Origin of the sequence: Listeria booriae (genome assembly GCF_000766865.1) — a bacterium.
Classification (GTDB): Bacteria; Bacillota; Bacilli; order Lactobacillales; family Listeriaceae; genus Listeria_A; species Listeria_A booriae.
Map to the genome: position 1 here is coordinate 73,630 of NZ_JNFA01000030.1, position 22,482 is coordinate 96,111.

Here is a 22,482-nt window from a genome sequence, read left to right on the forward strand (position 1 = left end):
TATTTTCATTGGAATTGGACTCGCGATTATAGCGGCGCTGACGACAGTGATTCCATACGGTTTCGTGTTACCGCTACTCGCGATTGCTGTTTTGTGTCTTTTCCTTATCCCGCTAGATAAATTACTGTTTTATATCTGGATTGGTATTTTTATCTCAGCATTTTTCGGGGCTTATCTCGGAATACCAGGAAGCGAGAATATTTTCTTATTCCGGATTTTATTATTAGTCCATTTTTGTTTGTTTCTTTTTTTACCAAATAAAAATATCAAGCAAATGAAGCCAACACGTTGGCTGTTCTTGCTACTAAGTGTTTGGTTGATTGGGTTCACCGTGACGCTTTTCTGGGCGGGTTCAGTGAGTGCGGGTTTGCGATATATTTATTATATTTTTGAACTATCGTACTTGATTTTTCTATCCGTGTATTACTTGAATACGAAGCAGAAATTCTTTACGTTTGCTCGAATTATTACAGTTATTTATGTTTTGCAATTGGTTATTGGAATGATTGAAGTTTTTGTAGGATGGCATTTGCCGCAGTCAGGCGCGTTTATATATGATACGACAACGAGTGCTTTTCAGCCAACAGGATTTTTGTTTAACACGAATGATTATGCGTTCTTTTTAACCATCTTTTTACCGATTGTCTTTTGGAGACTAACCAAATTACCGCAACCTTATCGTGTGCTTAGTTTGATAGCTATCAGCCTACTCCCGCTTTATTTGGTTATTACGACGTATTCTAGACTTGGACTTATCGCATTTGTATTTGTTCTCCTTTTATTATTCATTCCATATGCGAAAAAATTGAGTATTTTGATTGGTGCTTGGGTGACGCTACTGCTCACGAGCGTTTTATTATTTGTTCCAACGGCCTTTGCCAAAATGGGTGCGATTATTGATTCTTCTTTTACGGAGAAGGGCGCATCTACTTCGGATCGGATGGAACGATACAACATGTTATGGCAAATCGTGAAAAATTCGAAATTGAAAGGTGTGGGTGCTGGGAATGCGCCAATCACATTAGAGCAATATCGAATGGGGCATGCACAAGTGCAGGAATTAATTTTAGCACCGCATAATTTTTGGTTAGAGTTAATTGCGGATGGTGGGGTTTTCAGTATTTTTCCGATGCTGTTCTTCCTCCTTCTGTTTGGAATGAGTGTTTATTATTGGTGGGTGATGCGAAAAAGTAGCGATGCTTTGTTTATGGTATTACCAATTTTAATTGTGATTGTGTTTGTGATAGCAGCGGTGGCGTTAAGTACGGTTATCGATAAACGATATCTCTGGATTGCGATTGGGATGGCGGTAGCAGCAGTGAATATTGCGGTGAATCAATGGAAGGAGAGGATAAAAACGTGATGGTTGTCATGATAATTTTTATGGTCTTGGTTTTAATTGGATGCGGTTATTTCTTCTTCTACCGCTCCAAAGGAATTTTGCGAATAAAGCAGTTACTAGATATTAAAACGAAATATGCCCAGCAGACAACGGGGGCAAAACGCCTGATTATCGGTGGCAGTGATGTTTTATATAGTTTTGATACAGATAAAATTGAGCGCGAAACAGCAATGCCAACAGTTAATTTTGGTGTGAATGTGGGTCTCGGTATGGGCTTTCTGCTGGATGAGGCAAAACGACAGGCGAAACCAGGTGATGAAGTGGTTCTGTGTTTAGCCTACTCACTTTATTTTAAACCAGCTTACGATGTGTTTGCATATGAATATTATCGGATGTTTGAAAAACGTCAGTTAACGCGATTTACTTGGAAACAGCATGCGTATTACCTGATTGGCAATTTTAAATTGAATATGGGTTATAAGCAAAAACAATTCGATATTTCGACAAGTGGCGCGTATGTAAATGTTTCTGGGGCGCTATTACCAGATGAAAAATATAAGCCACTGCAATTTCCAGTGCATTTTAGGGAAACAGAAGCAGTTTTAAAACTAGAATCTTTTTGCGAATATTGTCGACAAGAAGGCATTCGTGTTCGGGTAACGTATCCGAGTACGTTAGGATTTGAGGCTTACGATGATAGCCTTTATTTACAGCAGTTAGTGGCGTATTTAGAGGCAAATTATCGGGTGATTGGTACGCCGTCTGATTATTTTGTACCAAGAGCATGGATTTTTAACTCGGTTTATCATGTAAATGATATTGGGCAGCAGGTGCGGACGGAGCAGTTGCTCGAGGAAATGAGAAAGGAAACAGTGTATGAGTACAAACCAACAAGTTAGTGTCATTATGCCGTGCTATAACGCGGAAAATATAATTGCAGAATCGATTGAGAGTGTATTATCACAAACGCACCAGGATTTGCAACTCATTATCATCGATGATTGTTCGACGGATAAGACGGTTGCGCGTGTGATGCCGTATTTACAAGATCAACGCATTTTACTGATTCAGCTCCCACAAAACAGTGGTGTAGCAACAGCTAGAAATATAGGCATGCAATATGGGACAGGAAGGTTTATCGCCTTTTTAGATAGTGACGATATCTGGATGACAGAAAAAATCGCGACACAAGTGGACGCAGCGGAAACGCAGGATGTCCCGCTTGTCTACAGTGCCTATCATACGTTTCAGGAGAATACAGAGAGCATTATTAAAACGGTGCATGTGCCGGATTCGATTGATTACCAAGGACTTTTACGAAATACAATTATAGGTTGCTTAACCGTTCTTGTGGATCGTGAGAAAACAGGTGATTTCGCGATGCCAAACATCCCAGGTGGGGAAGATACAGCGACATGGCTAGGTATTTTAAAAGAAAATGGTGCAGCGTATGGCATTAATCAGCCACTGGCGTATTACCGCGTGACGAGTACCTCTTTATCTGGGAACAAATGGCGCATGGCGCGTCGAACGTGGCAAATGTATCGTGAAACACAAGATTTATCTTTCTTTACAACGTGTATCTGCTTTAGTTCTTATATCAAAAATGCCATATCAAAACGAATATAGGAGGCGAAAAAATTGGAAAGAACCCTAATAAATAAATCCTATAAACAACGTGTAGCCAAACAAAGTCTTTTCAGTGCGGGTGTCAAACGAGCGATGGACATTATGATGAGTTTGCTAGGTATTATTATAGCTGCACCAATCATGCTTATCGTCGCGATTTGTATCAAGCTAGAAGACCGTGGCCCAGCACTTTTTGTACAAACTAGAACGGGAAAGGGCGATCAGCCATTTTCGATTTATAAGTTTCGTTCGATGAAAGTCACGCAAGAACAAACAACGCCACCACGGAACTATGCGTGGGAAGGCGGCGTACCAGATGAATTTGTATTTAAGCAAACGGATGAAGTCGACCCGAATGTCACGAAAGTTGGTGCTTTTATCCGGAAAACAAGTTTAGATGAGCTACCACAGCTTTTTAACGTGTTGCTTGGAAATATGAGTATGATTGGCCCGCGTCCCGAGATACCGGCGATTACAACGCATTACAACGAACAACAAAAAAGTCGTTTATTTGTGAAGCCAGGGATTACAGGCTGGGCACAGGTTAATGGGCGCAGTGATGTAACTAATGGTGAGAAAATGAGTATGGATTATTACTATATTGAAAAACAATCACTTGGTCTTGACATCAAGATTATATGGAAAACGGTCGTGGTTGTTCTTACTTCCAAAGGAGCTGTATAACAAATGAAACAAAAGCACATCGTCATGGTCAGTCATGATTTTCTGCCAAACATCGGTGGGATTGCTGTCTACGTCTACGAATTGAGCAAAGCACTCGTAGCTCGCGGGCATCGGCTGACTGTGTTATCCCAATATCGATCTTTCTCAACGAAAAAGACAGTAGAAGAAATAGATGGTATCCAAGTGATTCGTATTCCAATTGCTCCGATAAAAAAATGGGATGATGTGCAGTATCGTAAGCGAATGCGCCAGTTGATTACGGAACTTGAAGCAACAGATAGTGTAGATATCATTCATTGGCAAACGCTAAATAAAGATGCCCAGATGATGCGGGATTTAGATGTCCAAGCACTCGAAGTTTATACGAATCATCTGTCATGGTTCCGCATGCTATACAACGAAGGAAATACAGCTAAAATCTACGCATTAATGAAAGAGCCAGATGTGATTATTTGTCCGAGTCGTGAAGTCGAGACGATGACGTCAGATTTGTTTCATCAAGCAAGAACCGTCTACGTACCAAATGGTGTGGACGAACAGGAATTTTACCCGAATTCTAAAATTGGGCAGGAAGTGCGAGAACAATATAGAATTGCGGAACAAGATACAGTGATTGTTTCTACAAATCGGATGGAACCGGTAAAAGGTATGCGGTACCTCATGGATATTATCCCTAACATTTTGAAAACACGATCCAACGTGACGTTTTTGATTGCTGGAGACGGGAGTCAATACCCGATGTTCCAAGCAGAGATCACCAAGAAAACGAACAGTTCAGCGAAGGTTATTTTTACAGGACGTTTGACGAATCAAGAAGTCAAGCGTGTGATAAACGCTGCGGATATATACGTGCAACCGTCCTTGATGGAGGGATGCAGTATCGCGATTATCGAAGCTATGGCGTGTGGAAAACCTGTCATCGCTGCAAATGTAGGTGGCAATCCAGATATTATTTCTGATGAAACAGGTATTCTCGTACCACCAAAATCGGCAGAAGCTTTACAAACAGCGATTTACGAATGTCTAGATGATCCTAACAAACGACAACAGATGGGGATCGAAAGCCGGAAGCGCGTGGAACAACACTTAAACTGGCGCCAACTGGCTCAGGAAATCGATCACATATATGACTCTGTGAAACGATGAAGAAAAATTATATTTATGTGCTTCTGTACCAGTTTATCATTGTTGTCACCCCTTTATTTACAACCCCTTATGTATCCCGTGTATTAGGCGCAACCAATATTGGTATCGATGCTTATGCTAATTCGGTGGTACAAATTTTCCTCGTTTTTATTTTATTAAATGTCGGTGTCTATGGGCGAAAGCAGATAGCCGAAGCGGAAGGACAAAAGGAGCTGAAAACAACTTTTGCTGGCATTTACTTGATGCAACTGATTTGTGGCATGTTAGTGAGCAGTGTCTATGTGATTTTTACGTGGACCGTTGCGAGTTACCAGATGATCTTTCTAATTTATGGCTTGATGTTACTCGCCTATGCACTGGATATTTCGTGGTTTTTCATTGGTCGAGAACAAGTAAAGCGCATTATGATGCGAAATACGATTGTTCGGCTGCTCAGCATTGCTTGTATTTTCTTATTTGTGAATGATGTAGATGATCTATGGGTGTACGTGTTCATTAATGGAGCAGCTCTATTAGTCGGACAACTAGTGACGTGGAGCGCCTTATTAAAAGATCTTGGCTGGATTCAATTCTCCTTTCAAGCAATGAAAAAGCACGTAGCGCCGATGTTACTGTTATCTGTTATTCCATGCGTGTCTTTGTTATACACGGCGGTAAACAAAGTTATTTTAGGAAATATCGCTGGTGCAACAGAAGTGGGCTATTACAATCAAGCATTCAAGCTGTACACGATATGTATGGGATTCGTCAGTGCGCTATCCACCGTGATAGTGCCGCGGATGGCGATGCATTATAAAAAAGGAAATCAAGCGAAATTTCGCCAGTTTGTTAATTTCTCTATCCGCTATGTTAGTATTTCTACGATACCACTCACGTTTGGTTTGATTGGTATTGCAACAATTTTTGTCCCTTTATTTCTAGGCGATGCTTTTATTCCTGCGACGGCTCATGTAATGTTATTTGCGCCCTGTCTCTTTTTAGCCGGTGTCGCGGATATCCTAGGGCTACAAATTTTATTGATTACGAACCAAAGCAAAAAATACACACTGTCCATCATTATTGGCTCTGTTGTTAGTTTTGCAACGAATATTCTCGTCGTTCGAACGTGGGGCGGAGAAGGTACGGTCTTTAGTTTCCTAATTGCGAACTTTGTTATCGTGGGGCTTCAGCTCTACTTTGCCAGAAAACATTATGAATTCCGCTACTTTCTAAAGATTGTTGCGAAGTATACGCTGTTTAGCGCTATCATGTTGCTGGCGATGCTAGGCATGAAAACGCTACTTGTAGGACAAAGCGATGTCTTCATTCTAGCTTATCAACTTATAACAGGTGTCTATGTCTATCTGCTTTGTTTATTTCTTTCGAAGGACCCGATGTTATTCCAAATTCTATATAGAAAAGTAGGTAAAAAACATGCCAAAACATAAAATTTTAATTACAGGTGGTTGTGGTTTTATTGGATCTCGCGTGATTGCGGGACTTATAGATACCACACATGACCTTTATATAGTCGATAATTTAAGCACTGGAAGAAAAGAAAACGTCCCATTAGATCGTGTGACACTAAAAGTATGTGATATTCGAAGCGTCGAAGCGTACGATTACATTCAGGAAATCCAACCAGAGTATGTGATTCATTTGGCGGCACAAATTGATGTCCAAACATCGATGGAGGAGCAGCATTATGATGCCGATGTGAATATCATGGGCACGCTGAATATCGTGCAGGCATGTATGCAACTACCGGCATTACAGCAATTTGTATTCGCGTCAACTGCAGCGGTATACGGCAATAACACGGACTTACCGTTGACCGAGAAATCGAATACCATTCCAACGTCTCCCTATGGACAATCGAAGCTAGTCGGAGAGCAATATTTAGCGCTGATGCATCACTTATATCAGTTACCGTATGCAGTGTTACGTTTTGCGAATGTCTACGGTAAGAAATCCTATGCCGCGAACGATGTAATTACAAGTTTTTGGACGAAGTTATCGAGTGGTGAATCGCCAGTTATATTTGGTGATGGGAAACAAACGCGTGATTTTATTTATGTGGAAGATATCGCAAGTGCGCTCATTGAAGCGATGTATGTCACGCCAAGCGGTATTTATAATATTTCAACCAACGAACAAACAACGATTAACGATGTACTGAGAACGATGAATGTTCTTTTAGCAAATCAAGTTTTACCAACACATGTATCAGAGCGCGCAGGTGATATTCGTGATAGTCGACTTGCGAATGATAAATTTGTACATCATACCAATTGGATTCCAAAGCAAACCATTCAAACTGGGTTATACAAAACATTACAAAACCAAACTAATAAAGTGAAGGTGGAAAACAAATGAGAGCAGTAGATACGTTAATGGAGACATTTAAAAATAAAGAAGCAACAATTGCAGTGATGGGATTAGGTTATGTTGGATTACCGCTAGCTGTTTTATTCGCTGAAAAAAAGATGAATGTCATTGGTTTTGAGTTAAGTCAAACAAAAGTAAGACTTATCAATGCAGGTGTTTCCGATATTATGGACATCCCATCGGAACGCCTGAAAAAGGTAACTGCAAACAAACATCTAATTGCGACGACGGATGCGACAGAATTATATCACGCAGATGCGATTATTATCTGTGTACCAACACCGCTTACTGCATCGTACGAACCGGATATTTCCTACATTACGAACGCTGTTACTATCATTCGTGAAAATATGTCACCAGATACACTAATTGTTTTGGAAAGTACCACATACCCAGGGACTTCTCGTGAGCTTATTCTTGCACCAATGGAAGAAGCAGGCTACAAACTGAACGAAGATGTTTACATTTGCTATTCACCAGAACGTGTAGATCCAGGAAATAAGAAGTACCAAACTGAAAATACGCCTAAAGTGGTCGGCGGAATTGGCGAAGCGTCTATGCAAGCTGGTATGGCTCTGTACGAAACAGTGATTCAACAAGTGGTGCCTGTAGCATCTACAGAAGTGGCTGAAATGAGTAAACTGCTAGAAAATACGTTCCGTAGCATCAATATCGCGTTTATCAACGAAATGGCAATGTTGTGCGATAAGATGGGCATTGATATTTGGGAAACGATTGAAGCATCCAGTACAAAACCATTTGGCTTTATGCGATTTAATCCAGGTCCAGGAATTGGTGGTCATTGTATTCCACTCGACCCAATCTACCTGTCTTGGAAAGCCAAAGAAGCGAATTTTTTCAGTCGTTTTATCGAACTTGCGCAAGAAACAAATAGTCAAATGCCAGAATATATTGTTCAAAAAGCAGGGACAGCCCTAAATACGGTTAAAAAATCACTCAATGGCTCGAACATTCTACTAGTCGGTATGGCTTATAAAGAAGACATCGATGATTTGCGTGAATCGCCAAGCATTCCTATTTTTGAAAATCTGGTGGAGCAAGGGGCTAATGTCGCTTTCTGTGACCCACTAGCGACTATGTTTCGAGATAAAGAAAATCAAACCCACGCAACAATCGATGTAAACTATGAAAAATTCGGGCAGTATGATTTAGTCATTGTGTTAACATGCCATCAAAGCTTTGACAAAGAGCAAATTGCCAAGCATAGTTCGCTAATTTTAGATACCAAAAATGTGTTACCAAAAGCGTATAAAGAGAAGACCATTTGTTTCGGTGATAAGTAAATAAATAGAGAGCTATCCTCTTTCGGTTTTTCTAAAGGGGATGGCTCCATATACATTATAAAGAGATAGAGGTAGAAAGATATGTGGTCAAAAACATCTAGTATTATGGAATTTCTTCATTACTTCCAAAAACATAAGAAATTAGTGGTAGCTCAAGATAGAGACTTACCAAGCACTTTACAGAAGTATTCGAAAGAACAAATACAAGCCGTGATTTTTAAATTACAAGATAATGGGTTTCTATGGATTGTCTACCAAGAGAATGCAGAAGTAATGTTATATCTGACATCTGCGGGAAAAAGACTAGTTCATAAAATAAGCTGGGTTCACCGATCAAATGATAGGTAGGCGTCTATTCACTGGTAATGATACATATGTAATAAAGGAGGTGAGAAAGTTTATGAGCAGTAAAGCAATGCCATTAAAAAAAAGAGAGATACTGCATGAATATGGGGAGTACTCTATACTTCAAGGTTATATTTTATGCCGGACAGGAAGTCATTTGTTAAAAGTTATCGAAGCAGAGGACTTTATTATTGCAGAAGGAAACTTCTTTGGTGACTTGATACAATTTCAGGCACAGAGAACAACTTATGTAGCGAAATTACCTATTACGTCAACATCCAATTTTTTAGATAAACAGATGAAAGCGCAATATGAAATGATGCAATTACTGGCGAAACAATTGGATATTTCGGTGCTACCAGTGAAACAAAGAGTGATGTTCCTATTGTATCAAATGGCCTGTGATATAGGTGTTTTAAAAAATGGATATTGTTGTCTACCTCCGATTCTAACGCAGGTGGAGATGGCTATATTTGCTCACTGTACAAGAGAGTATTTAAATGGGGTGCGCAAAGTGCTGGTCGAAGAAGGGTGGCTAGCACCTGAGAAAAAATGGATGTTACTTAACTGGGAACGTTGGGAAAAGTACATGTTGCATATACAATCAAGTAAGCAGTTGCCCATTTCACAGGAAGAATTATAAAGGGAGGGGTAACAAAAATGTGGCGATATATTTTACTTTCACTCGATGGGTATAAGCCCTCCTATTGGCGGGATGACATTATCTCAGGCATTGGTGTTGCAGCGCTCAGTATTCCTGTTGCTATGGGGTATGCACAAGTGGCAGGGTTACCGGCTATATATGGTTTATACGCTTCGTGCTTGCCTGTGTTGGCATATATTCTTTTTGCTAGTTCACCACAACTTATTTTTGGTATTGATGCGACAACCAGTGCTGTGACGGGTTCAATTATTTTAGGGACAGCAGGACTTGCGGCGGGTTCAAAAGAAGCCATCGCCCTAGCGCCAATTCTAGCCTTTTTTTGCGCGATCTTTCTTGTTTTATTTGCCCTATTGAAATTGAATAAATTCACCCGTTATATCTCAGCCCCTGTGCTAAGTGGGTTTATATCAGGTTTAGGTGTTTCGATTATGGTAAGCCAGCTAACGAAGATCATGGGATTACCGTCTAGCGAAGGGAATGTGTTAGAGACGATCTGGTATATTGTGACACAGATATTAAAGCTAAATGTGGTGTCGTTTTGTTTAGGAGTAGTTGCTGTTGTACTAGTGCTACTTGGGAAGAAAATACTCCCGAAATGGCCGGTTGCTTTATTTGTGTTAATTCTCGGAACAGTTGGGTCCTATTATTTCCAAATAAAGCAATATGGTGTATCGATTGTTGGGAGCGTTCCATCTGGATTTCCATCCTTACACCTACCAGACTTTACAACGATTGACTGGGGATTAGGTATTCTGGGTGGCTTAATTTCCGCGATTGCTTGTTTTGCAGGGTCACTATTACCAAGTGAAAGTTTTGCGATGCGGAATAACTATGCCATTAGTGGTAGGCGTGAATTATTTGCATATGGTTTCTCCAACGTTATAGCTTCTTTGACAGGAACTGCACCGACTAGTGCAAGTGTGTCACGAACAGCAGCAAATGAGTCTTTTCACGGTAAGACCCAGGTTGTTTCAATGGTGGCAGCCACGATTATTGGGATTATTGTCGCTTTTTTTAGCGGTGTTTTGTATTACATGCCACAGCCAGTGTTAGCAGGTATTGTTTTTGCTGCATTAGTTGGTATTGTGGATGTTGCAATGGTAAAGCGATTATTTCATCAAGGAGCCAAACGCGAGGCAAATGTCTGGCTATTGGCCGCGATAGGGACGTTTCTTTTCGGCGTGATTTGGGGTGTCTTATTAGGTATCGTGCTGTCTTATCTGAATGTAGTTCTACGCACAGTTGCTTCACCCAGTGCAGAAGTAGGCATTATCGAAGGTCGTGATGGCTTTTTCGATATTAGTCAGCATAAAGAAGCGCGGCGTATACCTACTGTATTGCTATTTCGGTACAGTGGATCGCTCTTTTTCGGGAACGTAGAGTCGTTTGAAAAGGCGCTTAAACAGATGATTCAAGCGGATACAAAGGTGGTGATGATTGATGCCAGTGCGATTGTAACAGTGGACATGACGGCTTCTGCAAAATTAAAACAAATCGTGGCGTTCTTGGTTGAGCGAGATATTGACTACTATTTTGTAAATGTCATAGAAAATTTGAAGGTAAGTTTTCGTAAGCATGACCTTCAATTTTTACTGGAAGAGGAGCATGTACAAAAAACGATAGAAGATGCGCTCCAGCACTATCAAACACAGCAAAAATAAACAGAAAAGGGGCTTTGAGTATGATACAAAAACAGGTAACGAAGCTAGAAAAATTGGCTATGGATGCTTATGTTTATGGCTTTCCACTTCTTTTTAATGTAGAACAAATGAGACGGTATGTGGAGGAGGGGATAGGAGCTAATGTGGCGACTCCTTTTAACCAATTCAGTCATGCGAAGACGCTCGCTACACCAGCAGATACCTTTGTCAGTATTAATAACGATACGGTATATTCGATGGCACAGCTTGATTTGAGCGTGGGACCTATTGCTTTACATGTTCCAAATACAGAAGGGCGCTACTACGTGTTACAGTTTGTTGATGCGTGGACGAACAACTTTGCGTATGTAGGGACAAGGGCTATCGGAGCAGAGGCCGCAGACTTTTTACTGACGCCACCTAATTGGGTAGGAGAAGTACCAAAGCACATGACTCAAATTAAAGTACCGACAAGGCTTGCATCTATCGTTGGTCGCTGGGCCTGCCAGGATGAACATGATTTGAAAAATATCATGGCATTGCAAGATTTGACGACGTTACGAACGCTGCATGCAAGCGCGGAGCCACAAGGTTTCCCCATTGTTTCGGAGGATGTACCCGAAGAGATTCGATTTTTTGAGCGACTTCGTGTGACCATGTTGGATCTATTACCTGCACCACAAGACATGGCGTTGCAAGCTTCCTTTTCAGCACTAGGAATGGAGGCTAGCGTGACATCCCCTCTTTTAGGATTGGATGAAACAGTTTACAATGCATTGAAATACGCAAATGTGAGCGGGCTCGGATTGATTAAAAGGACATTGCTATCTGGTGTTTCAGAGAGCGAGAATGGTTGGCGGATTACCTTTCATGCGTTTGATTATAACACTGATTTTTTCGAAATCGGGACGAAGGAAGATGCAGAATGGATCATAACTGATCGCAAAAAAGCATTCATGGAGCGCGCGGTTGCAGCCATGGGTGGACTGTGGGGGAATCACGGATACGAAGCGGCTTATGTGATGACATGGACAGATGAAAAGGGGCAAACGCTAAATGGGGCACATAACTACACGTTAACACTTGATCCATTGCCACCGGTAGCCGCCTTCTGGTCGATCACGATGTATAATGCACCGGATTATTATTTGGTAGATAACCCATGGCATCGCTATTCGATTGGCGATAGGACATCTGGGCTTATCTATAACGAAGATGGTTCTTTAACGATTTATATGTCTGTAGATGAGCCGCAAAATGAGCGGGAAAAAGCTAATTGGTTACCACTACCAGATGGTGATTTCCGGCCGATCCTACGTATGTATGCACCAGATCAACGTATTTTATCGCGAGACTATTCTTTTGCACCAATTAAACGAGAGGGAAACATGGGGAGGAAATAAACAATGTCAAGAAAAGCAGAAATGAGTATAAGTATTATTGGTGCGAGCATAGGTCTGATTGTGGGGATATGGCTCGTTGCATCAGGGGATAACTTGAGCAATTATATCCAAACATTCACATATTTTAGCGGTATGGTAGGGGATCAATTAGCTACGCTTGGCTGGATTACGATTGTCTTTTCGGCATTAGCTTTGATTGCAGCCTGTTGCATTCCGAAGCATCCGATGGCGTGGGGAATTGTTATTTTAATCATTGGGATTTTGATGTTCTTCTTCATTGGAACCGCATGGGTTGCATCTGGTATTTTGTTGATTATTGGCGGTCTAGTATGCGTATTTAGAAGTTAAAAAGGAGGTATTTAGGAGATATGAATAATACAATTCAGTTGGATGGTGAGCTACCAGAAAAAGAATCTGTCGGCATGCTGTTTACAGAAATGGACTTTTATCAAGCGACGCAGCTTTATTTATGGAGTTTGCCCTTGGTGACTTTTGCAGAGTGGCAACGCGTTCATGAGGAAATTTTCGGGGCAAAGAGCGGTGATTTAGTAACGTATCGCGGTTATGAAGATGTCTCTGGAATCATAACGGCAAATGCAACAACACCCTATACGATTGGTTTTATAAATTTGGAAGAAACAGGTCCGATGGTAGTGGAAATTCCTAAAGGACATATCGCTGGAGGCTTCTCCGATTTTTGGCAGCGTGAATTAGCTATTGTTGGGGAAATGGGGCCAGATGGTGGGAAAGGAGGAAAATATATTGTATTCCCTCCTGGTATGGATTACGATGACACCTATGCAACGGAAGGTTATTATCCATTTTCAAGTAGCATGTTCCACCTTTTCTTTGGATTGAGAGCATTAGACCCTGATCCTTCTGTTTGCAAGACGTTGATAAAAGAAGTGAAAATATATCCATACGCTGAACGAAAAGCAAAACCGACCACGCATATTATATCACCAGCAGGTAAGAAATATTTTGCGGGCCCACCAAAAGGATTGTTGTATTGGAAAACGCTACAACGAATGATTAGGAGTGAACCCGTGGAAGAGCGAGATCGTTTTTTTGTGGCGCAGTTAGACAACCTTGGCATGCATAAAGAGTCCGATTTCCATCCAACGGCATATCAGGAAGAGCTTTTAATGATGGCGGTGGGAAAAGGCGAATTCATGGCGAAGGCCAATGCGTTTAGAAAAAGGTTTGCCGATGTACGTCATTGGCCTGAAAAACAGTGGGATTATGTGATGGTTATGCCGACTTCTTCCCAACGAGCCACTGATTTCGATTATTTCTTTGAGCGGGCATCTTATTTTTATGAAGCTGTGACTTTTTCAGAAGCGATGGTTAGCAAAACACCCAATGTTGGGCAAGCTTACCTAGGTAGCTATACAGATCAGAATGGGGAGTGGTTGAGTGGCGCGAATACGTATAAACTACACATGCCGCCAAATCCTCCAGCAGCTAATTTTTGGTCGATTACCGTGTACGATATAGCAACGCGTTGTCTCATTCAAAATGAGGAGCGAAGGGCGGATATCACATCCCGTCAGGAGCTGGCATGGAACGCCGATGGATCTATTGATATTTACTTTGGTCCAGATAAACCTGCGGAACATTCGTCTAACTGGGTTCAGACAAATAACGAGGAGCATTGGTTCGTGTACTTACGATTATATGGCCCAATGGAAGCATATTTTGATAAGTCATGGATAATGGATGACATCACACTACTTGCAAAAGAAGCGTTAGTGTTGTAATAGTAAGAATGCATCATCATTGACACTGCAGAAACCTAGGCAATAGCAGGAGATTACATGTCGCATTGTCTAGGAAAGCAGGTTCAATTTTTAATAAGAAGATGCTACATGAGCAGGAGTGGAGGAACAGATGGAACAAGTAAATCAAGTGTTAGTAAGCATGCAACCGTATGTTTTATTAGTTTTTGTGTACGCAACAATGATTGCAGTTGGCTTTACGACAACAACGAAACAATTAGGTGTGGCCTTTAGGCGACCAATTCCGATGATTCTTTGTGTTATTTTCAATATTTTAGTGGCACCTCTTATTGCAGCATTGGTTACGAATGGCTTGGCGGATTCACTAGGTGGTAAGGCGGAGGCGACCACGATTATTATTGCAGCCGTGCTTATCAATTTGTTTGCTGGGGCACCGGCTGGGATGAAAAACGTACAATTAGGTGGTGGTAATGGAGCGAATGCAGTAGCGATGCTGGTAGTATTATCGATGGCTGTTGTTATCTGTACGCCATTCACAGCTCCATTATTCCTACCAGGAGACGTAACAATTCCTGTCTCTAAAATTGTATGGACGTTGATTATTCTCGTGGTTATTCCACTAGGTATTGGTTTGGCGCTCAATTCATGGAAACCTACGTTTACAAAAAAAGCGTTGAAAAGTATCAATGAGACGTCATCTATCAGTATGATTCTCGTTTTGATTTGTTTTATGTTGCCAAACTTGCAAAGCGTTTTTGATACTGGGTTTTATGTGGTATGTATTTTTGTGTTGATTGTATTCGCTAATTTTGGGATTACATATTTCGGTACCATTGGAACCATACAGGATAAGAAAACAGTGTCACTACTTTCGATGTCTAAAAATTTTGGCGTAGCTCTTTCCGTTGCAACAGCGGCTTTTGCATCTTATGATATCATTCCCGCAATGATGACTTATGCGATTGTTATGATGCTTGCTTGCCTGCCTATATCGCTCTTTTTGAAACATATCAAATAAGGTGAAAAGGTAGATATGCTAACATTGGATAGTGAAAAGTCTATTAGTACGAGGAGAGATAAGCAAATTCCTGATGGATCTTTTCCATAGTTTCATTATTTCACTCGATTCAGAAGCGAAAGCATTGTGAGGGAGCATATAGGAGCTGGTTGGCCACCGGATACCATCGCTAGCCCCATGCCTACGGGCTAATACCAAACCCTTTCCATGTTCGATGAAAACCTTGTATCGTATGTTTTCCGAGGGCATATTTGACAAAAAACAGTTGACTATGAAAGGGAAACGTAAACCAAATGGGCATCAGGAGAAGCGGGGGAAAGAGGCCTTTAAACGTCGGTTGGAAGACAGAACCATTGCTTTTCCTGGTTTCGACGCAGAGTTTGGGCACCTTGAAGGCGATACGATTGTCGGAAAAGATCATAAAAGTGCGTTGATTACATTGGTGAAACGGACAACCAAAGCCATCATTGGGTTGAAAGTTGCTAGTCATAGGGCCGTCTCCATTGAAGAGGTCTTGCACCAATGGTTGAATAGCTTCCCTACCCATTTTTTTTAAATTCATCACTATTGATAATGGAAAGGAGTTATCTCGGTGGAAGCAGTTGGCTAATCAACATGACATGGATATCTTCTTTGCAGATGCAGGGAAACCTTGTCAACGCCCACTCAATGAGAATTCCAACGGGATTCTTCGAAGAAACGGCTTACCCAAAACAAATGGACTTTGACACGATTTCTCAACAGGAAATCAACGAGATTACTGCAGCTCGAAATAATTTACCTAGAAAATCGCTGGACTATTTGACGCCCATTGCGTGTTTTCTGCAGCATGCCGCTGTGTCTCGCTTAATTTGACAAATAAGATGATGAGAAAATGAGGAGGATGAAAAGTGAAGAAAAAATGGATACGTGTAGTACTAATTGTACTAGGTGGGTTTCTCATTTTACTGATAAGCATGACCATTATCAACAAAACATACCACACTAGCTATGATAAAATGGATGCTACCAATCAAGCTTTTTTTGCTCAGTTAAATAAGCTATATAGTGATACGAAAAAAGACGCATTATGGCAAGGCGATCAATTAGACAGAAATCCGACTATTTTTGTCGAAAAGGGAGACATTCTTAATTTTAGTCAGGATACGATAAATGGAATTCGCAAAAATGCGTATGCAGTCGGTGTGAAAGGACTAGAAGGCAAATGGTATGCACAAAAAATTAAAATGCCAGATTCGTATAATATGCCGGAGGTGTATCGCTTAGCTATAACTACGCCCGGAATTTGGGAAACGTGGAATCCGATTGGAAATTTCTCTTCATCTAGCCTAGATGAAACTGGGAAAACGATACGGAGTAACATGCAATTAGGCGATAGTTCCTACGTGTTTTTCTTTAAATACGGGACGACAAACATCGAAAATCCGATAAAAGCATCCCAATCAGCCATACCATTCTTTACACATGAAGCTTTTCACTATACGCAACAGTATAATTGGCATGCGACAGATGGAAATATTGATGTTATATCAAAAGATGAATCGTGGTATAGTCTGCTAGGCTTGCAGTATAGTGTGTTAGACTCGCTGATGGTTGCAACAGAAAAACAAGACAAATACGCCATAACCAGAGCTCTTGCCAATTATATCGTAGTGTCAGATGCTAGGAGGGAACAATATCCAACTGACTATGAAGGCGAAAAAGAACAAGAAACAATTGAAGGTACTGCCACGTATGTGGGTATCAAAGCCTCATCGATAACAGGCGGAAAGCCCGAAAAACTGAGGTTATTAGAAGGTGCTAGACGCGAATCAGATAGAAAATTTATGGTGTTATTTGAAGGAATGGCTTACGATCCAAGTTTTGTATCAGAGATTAAATGGAATCGCTATGATTCAGGCGCGCTCCTTTCTGTTGCGTTAGATCAAGTGGATGATAAGTTATGGCAAGACATTTTTAATAAGAAAGCAAGTGGGAAGCAACCATATACATTAGATGACGAGTTGCATCGGCTACCCAATTTAGGCACGCCTAATACATTAGAACAGATAAAAAAAACATACGACTTTGAGCATATTCAAGAACTTAGTAAACAAATTGTCAAAGGTTTGGATACACAAAAGTAATAGATTATCTCTTTTATCTTAAAGTCTGAAATTAGCGTTCTACCACACACGAAAAAATTCAAAATAAGAGGGGTTTTCGATGATGAAAAAAATAGCTTTATTAGTAATGACGGCCTTGTTACTGCTAGTTGTAGGAGGGTGTTCAGGAGATAACGACAATACAATCACGGTAGCAGGAAAAGACATCACGCTAGTTACTCAAGTTGTAGATAAAGGAGAAGTTGGCGTTGCAATTATCATTGCATATGATGAGGAGATTGTGTCTAACGAGCTGAATGCCTCTGATATTTCTGTTTTTGTGGGAAACAAGAGCCGCACAATTAAAACAATTTATACAAGTGAAAAAGCGGAAGTTGGCAAACCTACCGATAAAGGAAAATATGTTGTGGCAGAACTTAACGCTGCTGATGAAAATGCAAGCACGTTAACATTTGATATTGAAAAATTTGTGAATACTCGGTCTAACTTGGACTACACAGTGAAGCAAAACAATCCAATTAGTACGAGTAATGATAAAGAATACGCTCCAACTAAAGCTTTACCTATTGATACGATTTCAAGTCCAGATGTCGATGCTTTTGAAAAAGTCATTTTTAAGGATGGCAGTAAAGAAATGCCTTATCGGCTTTATACACCAGAATCAGAAGATAGCGCAGCGACGAAGAAGCCATTGGTTATTTACCTGCATGGCTCGGGGGAACGTGGAACAGATAATATGTTGCAACTGCTTGGAACAGATGGGCCTGTTACGTTTAGTAATCTTTCCGTCCAAGCAACAACGCCTAGCTATGTCCTAGCGCCACAAATTCCTTGGGATACTGAGCGTAACGGTTGGTTTGCCGATGAGCATACAAAGACAGTAAAAAAAATAGTGGATGATTTGATGAAAGAGCATACGGACATTGATGTGTCGCGTATTTATATTACAGGTGTTTCGAATGGCGGGACAGGAACGTGGAAGATGCTCGCTGAATACCCTAATCTTTTTGCAGCAGCAGTACCAATTGCGGGTTATATGTATGATAAAGATGCCTCTTTTGTAATGGATGGAACAGCGAGATATATGGAGCCAAATAAAGCAAGTGCAAGTAAAATGAGAAATATTCCTATTTGGACATTCCAAGCTGAGGATGACCCCGTGAACAGTATAAAGGGTTCTCTTGAGGCTGTTCAGGCTATTAAAGATTCTGGTGGGAAAATGGTTAAGATAACAGAATATCCAGCGGGGCTCGTTGCTCCAAATCCGCATGTTTCATGGGAGAAAGCGTATAACAGTACTCAAATGATGTCTTGGCTAATGTCACAACACAGATAAATAATCAGGATAGGCATGTCGATAAAAATGTGGATATTAAAAGTCAGGTGAACTACAGCTATCAAGAAAAGTGTGTAATTAAGAAATATAATGCAACAAACGGTTTCAAGGGAATCTGAAGACGCCTAAGAGTAGGGGGAAAAACTGAATGAAACTGGGGCTGAGTAAAAACGAGGCTTATAAACTCAGTTATACCAGCAAATCTTACACTAGAGTCGTTGACTGCATTAAATTTGGGTTAATATCAGTAACCGACTTGCGGCTATATAGCCCAACAGAGACGTATTTTGATAAGTCATGGGAAATGGACGACATCACATTACTTGCAAAAGAAGCGCTAGTTTTGTAATGGTAAGAAAGCATCGTCATTGCCACTGCTGAAACCTAGGCAATAGATGGGGATTACATACCGCATTGTCTAGGAAAGCGGGAGTGGAGGAACAGATGGAATAAGTAAATCAAGTATTAGTAAGCATGCAACCATATGTTTTATTAGTTTTTGTGTATGCAACAATGATTGCAGTTGGCTTTACGACAACAACGAAACAATCAGGTGTGGCCTTTAAGCGACCAATTCCATATGATTCTCGTTTTGATTTGTTTCATGTTGCCAAACTTGCAAAGCGTTTTGATACTGGGTTTTATGTGGTATGTATTTTTGTGTTGATTGTATTCGCTAATTTTGGGATTACATATTTCGGTACCATTGGAACCATACAGGATAAGAAAACAGTGTCACTACTTTCGATGTCTAAAAATTTTGGCGTAGCTCTTTCCGTTGCAACAGCGGCTTTTGCATCTTATGATATCATTCCCGCAATGATGACTTATGCGATTGTTATGATGCTTGCTTGCCTGCCTATATCGCTCTTTTTGAAACATATCAAATAAGGTGAAAAGGTAGATATGCTAACATTGGATAGTGAAAAGTCTATTAGTACGAGGAGAGGTAAGCAAATTTCCGATGGATCCTTTCCATAGTTTCATTATAATCTAGGAAATCACACAATATCAAAGCAAAATCTGGTTTTTAGGAGATAAATTATTCTCCATACAACGTCTGTTTATTTAGTTTTAAAAAAAACAATATATAACTATAAATATATTATATGAGGGAGAGAAAAAAATGAAAACATTCAAAATAGGAGGCGCGGCGTTCATAATTGCGAGCGCTCTATTTCTAGCTGGTGGAAATACGTATGCTGAGGAGCTTAGTCCCGTTAAAGAGAAAATTATCTCAGAATTCCAAGAAGAAACAATAGATCAAGAACAGGAAAAATTAGCAAAAGGAGAAGAAAATCTTATATACGTACAATTTAAAGCTGGCATTAGTGCCACAGAAAAATTAGCATTTGAGCGTACATTCGAATTGAAGAATAAAATTGACATAGGGAGTGCTGAAATTTACCAATATCGCCTCCCAGATCAAGTGGTTAGCGAAGAAGTATTAGTAGCATTAAATCAATCCGACATCATTAACTTTGCGGAACCAGAGTATAAAGTAACACCTAGTCAAGAAGCTATAGACTTGAGTGGTATATGGGGCTTTCAGAACATAGAATTTCCTGGGATAGATGCCAATGTTTCTCCAGCATGGAACTACACGAAGGGTAGTCCTGAGGTGGTGGTTGCTGTCATTGATTCTGGAATAGACTTAAATCACCCAGCACTGAAAGATCGGATTTGGGTAAATAAAGATGAAATTCCTGGGGATGGTATTGACAATGATAAAAATGGTTATATTGATGATGAGAATGGTTGGAACTTCAATCAGAATAACAATGATTTAATGGATACAATGGGACATGGAACGCATGTTTCAGGGATTATTGCGGCAGGCCAACAAGCTATCAATAGCTCAAAAATAAACGTATCTGGCTTAGCGCCCAATGTCAAAATTATGCCCATTCGAATATTCACCACGGGCGAAAGTGCTGGAACTACTGCCGCCATTCGGTACGCTATCAATAATGGTGCACTTGTAACTAACATGTCCTTTTCGAGCACTGGCAATAGTGCTACTCGAGAAGCTTTAATGAAAGAAGCTACTAATACTATATTCGCTTCAGCCGCAGGGAATAATGGAATGAATATCGATATTACGCCTATATATCCGGCGGCACTTCGATTATCCAATAATATTTCTGTAGCCAATATGACTAACAAGGGCACTTTATCCTCGAGATCCAATTATGGTATTAAAAATGTAGATATTGCAGCCCCTGGAAGTGGTATCTACAACACTTTTCTAAATGGAGGCTATATGACTTACAGTGGCACATCTATGGCTGCACCGTATGTAGCAGGAACAGCAGCTTTAATCCGAAGCATCAGTCCCACTCTAACACCTGCTGAAATCAAACAGATTATCGAAAGCACCGTAACCCCAAGCCTTATTTTTCCGAATATCATCAAATCTGGGGGGTTCCTGAACACAGGAAAAGCCGTCGAACTTGCCGCCTCCAATACCATTCAAGGCGTTTTCCCTGAGCCAGCTCTTGCAACTGAAATTGCACGCCAAGTAGGCAAACAAGTAACAGATGTATTTACACCAACTGATGCGGAAAAAATCACAACCATCACCTTAAAAAGAGCGACGGGCGAAGCAAGCAAACCGGCTAGTGCGGAAGGAATTCAACGGTTGAAAAACTTGAGAACACTTGACATCCGACAATTCAATTTAGGAACCATTGATGTTAGTAACAACAAATTACTTGAGACGCTGACCCTTGAATACGATGGATTAAATAACATTGATGTTTCCAATAACCCTGACTTGAAATACTTCGATGTTACTGGAAACAATATCACTGCTGTCAACTTGCGCAACCAACCAAACTTATTACATTGTGATATTCAAAATAATAAAATTTCCAGTATAGACATTCATAAAAATCTGGATTTAGTTCAATTTCATGCGACAAACAATGATTTGGCTTCTGTTGATGTAACAGCCAACACCGCTTTAGTGAACCTGGCAGTTGGCGGAAACAAGTTATCCACACTAAATCTGTCAAAATTGGTAAATCTAAAAAGGCTTACTATATCGGCAAATAAATTTTCATTCATTGATGTTAGAAACAATCCTCTGCTAGATTATTTTTCAGCAGGCGCTAATCAACTAACAGCGCTTGATATATCCCGCAATCCAAAGCTAGTTTATTTAGATGTTAATAATAATCAGATTAAAGAACTAGATATTAGTAGAAATCCAGTTCTAACACAATTGTATACTTCTTATAATCCTGGCATTGTTATTCGTTAGTTAATAAAGGAATTTTGCTTTATTAGCCGAAAAAAATTTCTGCGAAAGAAGTTTGTATGAAGCTGGATATGGGGATCCGTGCCAATATACTATATTGCTGTGGGGTATCAGAACACGAACAGTTCGGTGAAAGTGCGTTTCCAGGCCATGGGAGCGCGCTTTTTAATCCACAATATGAGATTTGAAATTTGGACACAGAAAAATATCCGCTACGAGAATTGCTAAAAAGTCTCTAGGATTATTTAAACAGAGTAAGCATGTTCTTAGGACGGTTATTTCCTACATATGCCCGTTTCCTTTCACCTTGGAGGTCTTCCTTGGTAGCGACGGTTTCCTTGGGTAGAAAGTCTGAAGTGATTAGGTCTTTTTTGGTCAAGGTGGCGAGGTTCACCATAACCAGCTGGAAGAACAAGAAATAGCGATGCTCAGCCTTCAACTCATACAAAAACTGTATGGTATATATGAACACATTAAAAATCCAATCTATTTTGAGTA

Annotated in this window: 19 protein-coding genes and 1 pseudogene; all 20 read left to right on the top strand. The window is 40.4% G+C overall.

Annotated features, from left to right (window positions below; translation table 11 throughout):
* Positions 1-46: 46 nt before the first annotated feature.
* The 20 genes and pseudogenes from EP57_RS14985 (at position 47) to EP57_RS16600 (ending at position 21,987) form a co-directional block, all read left to right on the top strand.
* Positions 47-1,363, top strand: a complete 1,317-nt coding sequence (locus EP57_RS14985; protein ID WP_036088016.1) for an O-antigen ligase family protein — start codon at positions 47-49, stop codon at positions 1,361-1,363.
* On the top strand, positions 1,363-2,241 hold the full coding sequence (locus tag EP57_RS14990; protein WP_241480733.1) for a hypothetical protein: 879 nt from the start codon (positions 1,363-1,365) through the stop codon (positions 2,239-2,241). Before EP57_RS14985 ends, EP57_RS14990 begins: the two co-directional genes overlap by 1 nt.
* Positions 2,219-2,971 carry a glycosyltransferase family 2 protein gene (locus tag EP57_RS14995; protein WP_036088021.1) on the top strand — a complete coding sequence of 251 codons (753 nt, stop codon included), beginning with the start codon at positions 2,219-2,221 and terminating at the stop codon, positions 2,969-2,971. Before EP57_RS14990 ends, EP57_RS14995 begins: the two co-directional genes overlap by 23 nt.
* 12 nt (positions 2,972-2,983) lie before the next feature.
* Entirely contained in the window at positions 2,984-3,655 is a 672-nt protein-coding gene (locus EP57_RS15000; RefSeq protein WP_241480734.1) for a sugar transferase, read from the top strand.
* A 3-nt stretch (positions 3,656-3,658) separates the two neighbouring features.
* A complete protein-coding gene (locus tag EP57_RS15005; protein ID WP_036088024.1) occupies positions 3,659-4,801 on the top strand; it encodes a glycosyltransferase family 4 protein in 1,143 nt (380 codons plus the stop codon).
* Complete coding sequence (locus tag EP57_RS15010; RefSeq protein WP_036088026.1) at positions 4,798-6,228, top strand: oligosaccharide flippase family protein; 1,431 nt, start codon at positions 4,798-4,800, stop codon at positions 6,226-6,228. The genes EP57_RS15005 and EP57_RS15010 overlap by 4 nt, the downstream gene beginning before the upstream one ends.
* A complete protein-coding gene (locus EP57_RS15015; protein ID WP_036088028.1) occupies positions 6,215-7,156 on the top strand; it encodes an NAD-dependent epimerase/dehydratase family protein in 942 nt (313 codons plus the stop codon). The genes EP57_RS15010 and EP57_RS15015 overlap by 14 nt, the downstream gene beginning before the upstream one ends.
* Positions 7,153-8,472: a nucleotide sugar dehydrogenase gene (locus EP57_RS15020; RefSeq protein ID WP_036088029.1), complete on the top strand. Its 1,320-nt coding sequence runs from the start codon at positions 7,153-7,155 to the stop codon at positions 8,470-8,472. Before EP57_RS15015 ends, EP57_RS15020 begins: the two co-directional genes overlap by 4 nt.
* Positions 8,473-8,872: 400 nt before the next feature.
* On the top strand, positions 8,873-9,460 hold the full coding sequence (locus tag EP57_RS15030; RefSeq protein ID WP_036088031.1) for a cyclic nucleotide-binding domain-containing protein: 588 nt from the start codon (positions 8,873-8,875) through the stop codon (positions 9,458-9,460).
* 17 nt (positions 9,461-9,477) lie between these two features.
* Positions 9,478-11,142 carry a SulP family inorganic anion transporter gene (locus EP57_RS15035; RefSeq protein WP_036088043.1) on the top strand — a complete coding sequence of 555 codons (1,665 nt, stop codon included), beginning with the start codon at positions 9,478-9,480 and terminating at the stop codon, positions 11,140-11,142.
* 20 nt (positions 11,143-11,162) lie between these two features.
* Positions 11,163-12,524: a DUF1254 domain-containing protein gene (locus tag EP57_RS15040; protein ID WP_036088045.1), complete on the top strand. Its 1,362-nt coding sequence runs from the start codon at positions 11,163-11,165 to the stop codon at positions 12,522-12,524.
* 3 nt (positions 12,525-12,527) lie between these two features.
* Positions 12,528-12,872, top strand: coding sequence for a DUF4064 domain-containing protein (locus tag EP57_RS15045; RefSeq protein ID WP_036088047.1), 345 nt, complete (start codon positions 12,528-12,530; stop codon positions 12,870-12,872).
* Positions 12,873-12,892: 20 nt separating this feature from the next.
* Positions 12,893-14,284 carry a DUF1254 domain-containing protein gene (locus EP57_RS15050; RefSeq protein WP_036088050.1) on the top strand — a complete coding sequence of 464 codons (1,392 nt, stop codon included), beginning with the start codon at positions 12,893-12,895 and terminating at the stop codon, positions 14,282-14,284.
* Between the two features lie 130 nt (positions 14,285-14,414).
* The gene (locus EP57_RS15055; RefSeq protein ID WP_036088052.1) at positions 14,415-15,281 is read left to right on the top strand and encodes a bile acid:sodium symporter family protein; all 867 of its coding nucleotides are present in this window, start codon (positions 14,415-14,417) and stop codon (positions 15,279-15,281) included.
* Positions 15,282-15,378: 97 nt separating this feature from the next.
* Positions 15,379-16,136 (top strand): annotated as a pseudogene (locus EP57_RS17395) (IS30 family transposase); the annotation flags it as partial.
* Between the two features lie 35 nt (positions 16,137-16,171).
* On the top strand, positions 16,172-17,407 hold the full coding sequence (locus EP57_RS15065) for a hypothetical protein (protein ID WP_036088055.1): 1,236 nt from the start codon (positions 16,172-16,174) through the stop codon (positions 17,405-17,407).
* A 79-nt stretch (positions 17,408-17,486) separates the two neighbouring features.
* The gene (locus EP57_RS15070; RefSeq protein WP_241480735.1) at positions 17,487-18,722 is read left to right on the top strand and encodes a prolyl oligopeptidase family serine peptidase; all 1,236 of its coding nucleotides are present in this window, start codon (positions 17,487-17,489) and stop codon (positions 18,720-18,722) included.
* A 148-nt stretch (positions 18,723-18,870) separates the two neighbouring features.
* Complete coding sequence (locus tag EP57_RS15075) at positions 18,871-19,071, top strand: hypothetical protein (RefSeq protein WP_036088057.1); 201 nt, start codon at positions 18,871-18,873, stop codon at positions 19,069-19,071.
* A gap of 125 nt (positions 19,072-19,196) precedes the next feature.
* The gene (locus EP57_RS15080) at positions 19,197-19,613 is read left to right on the top strand and encodes a hypothetical protein (RefSeq protein ID WP_036088058.1); all 417 of its coding nucleotides are present in this window, start codon (positions 19,197-19,199) and stop codon (positions 19,611-19,613) included.
* Between the two features lie 235 nt (positions 19,614-19,848).
* Positions 19,849-21,987: a S8 family serine peptidase gene (locus tag EP57_RS16600; RefSeq protein WP_052167716.1), complete on the top strand. Its 2,139-nt coding sequence runs from the start codon at positions 19,849-19,851 to the stop codon at positions 21,985-21,987.
* The last annotated feature ends 495 nt before the right edge of the window (positions 21,988-22,482 follow it).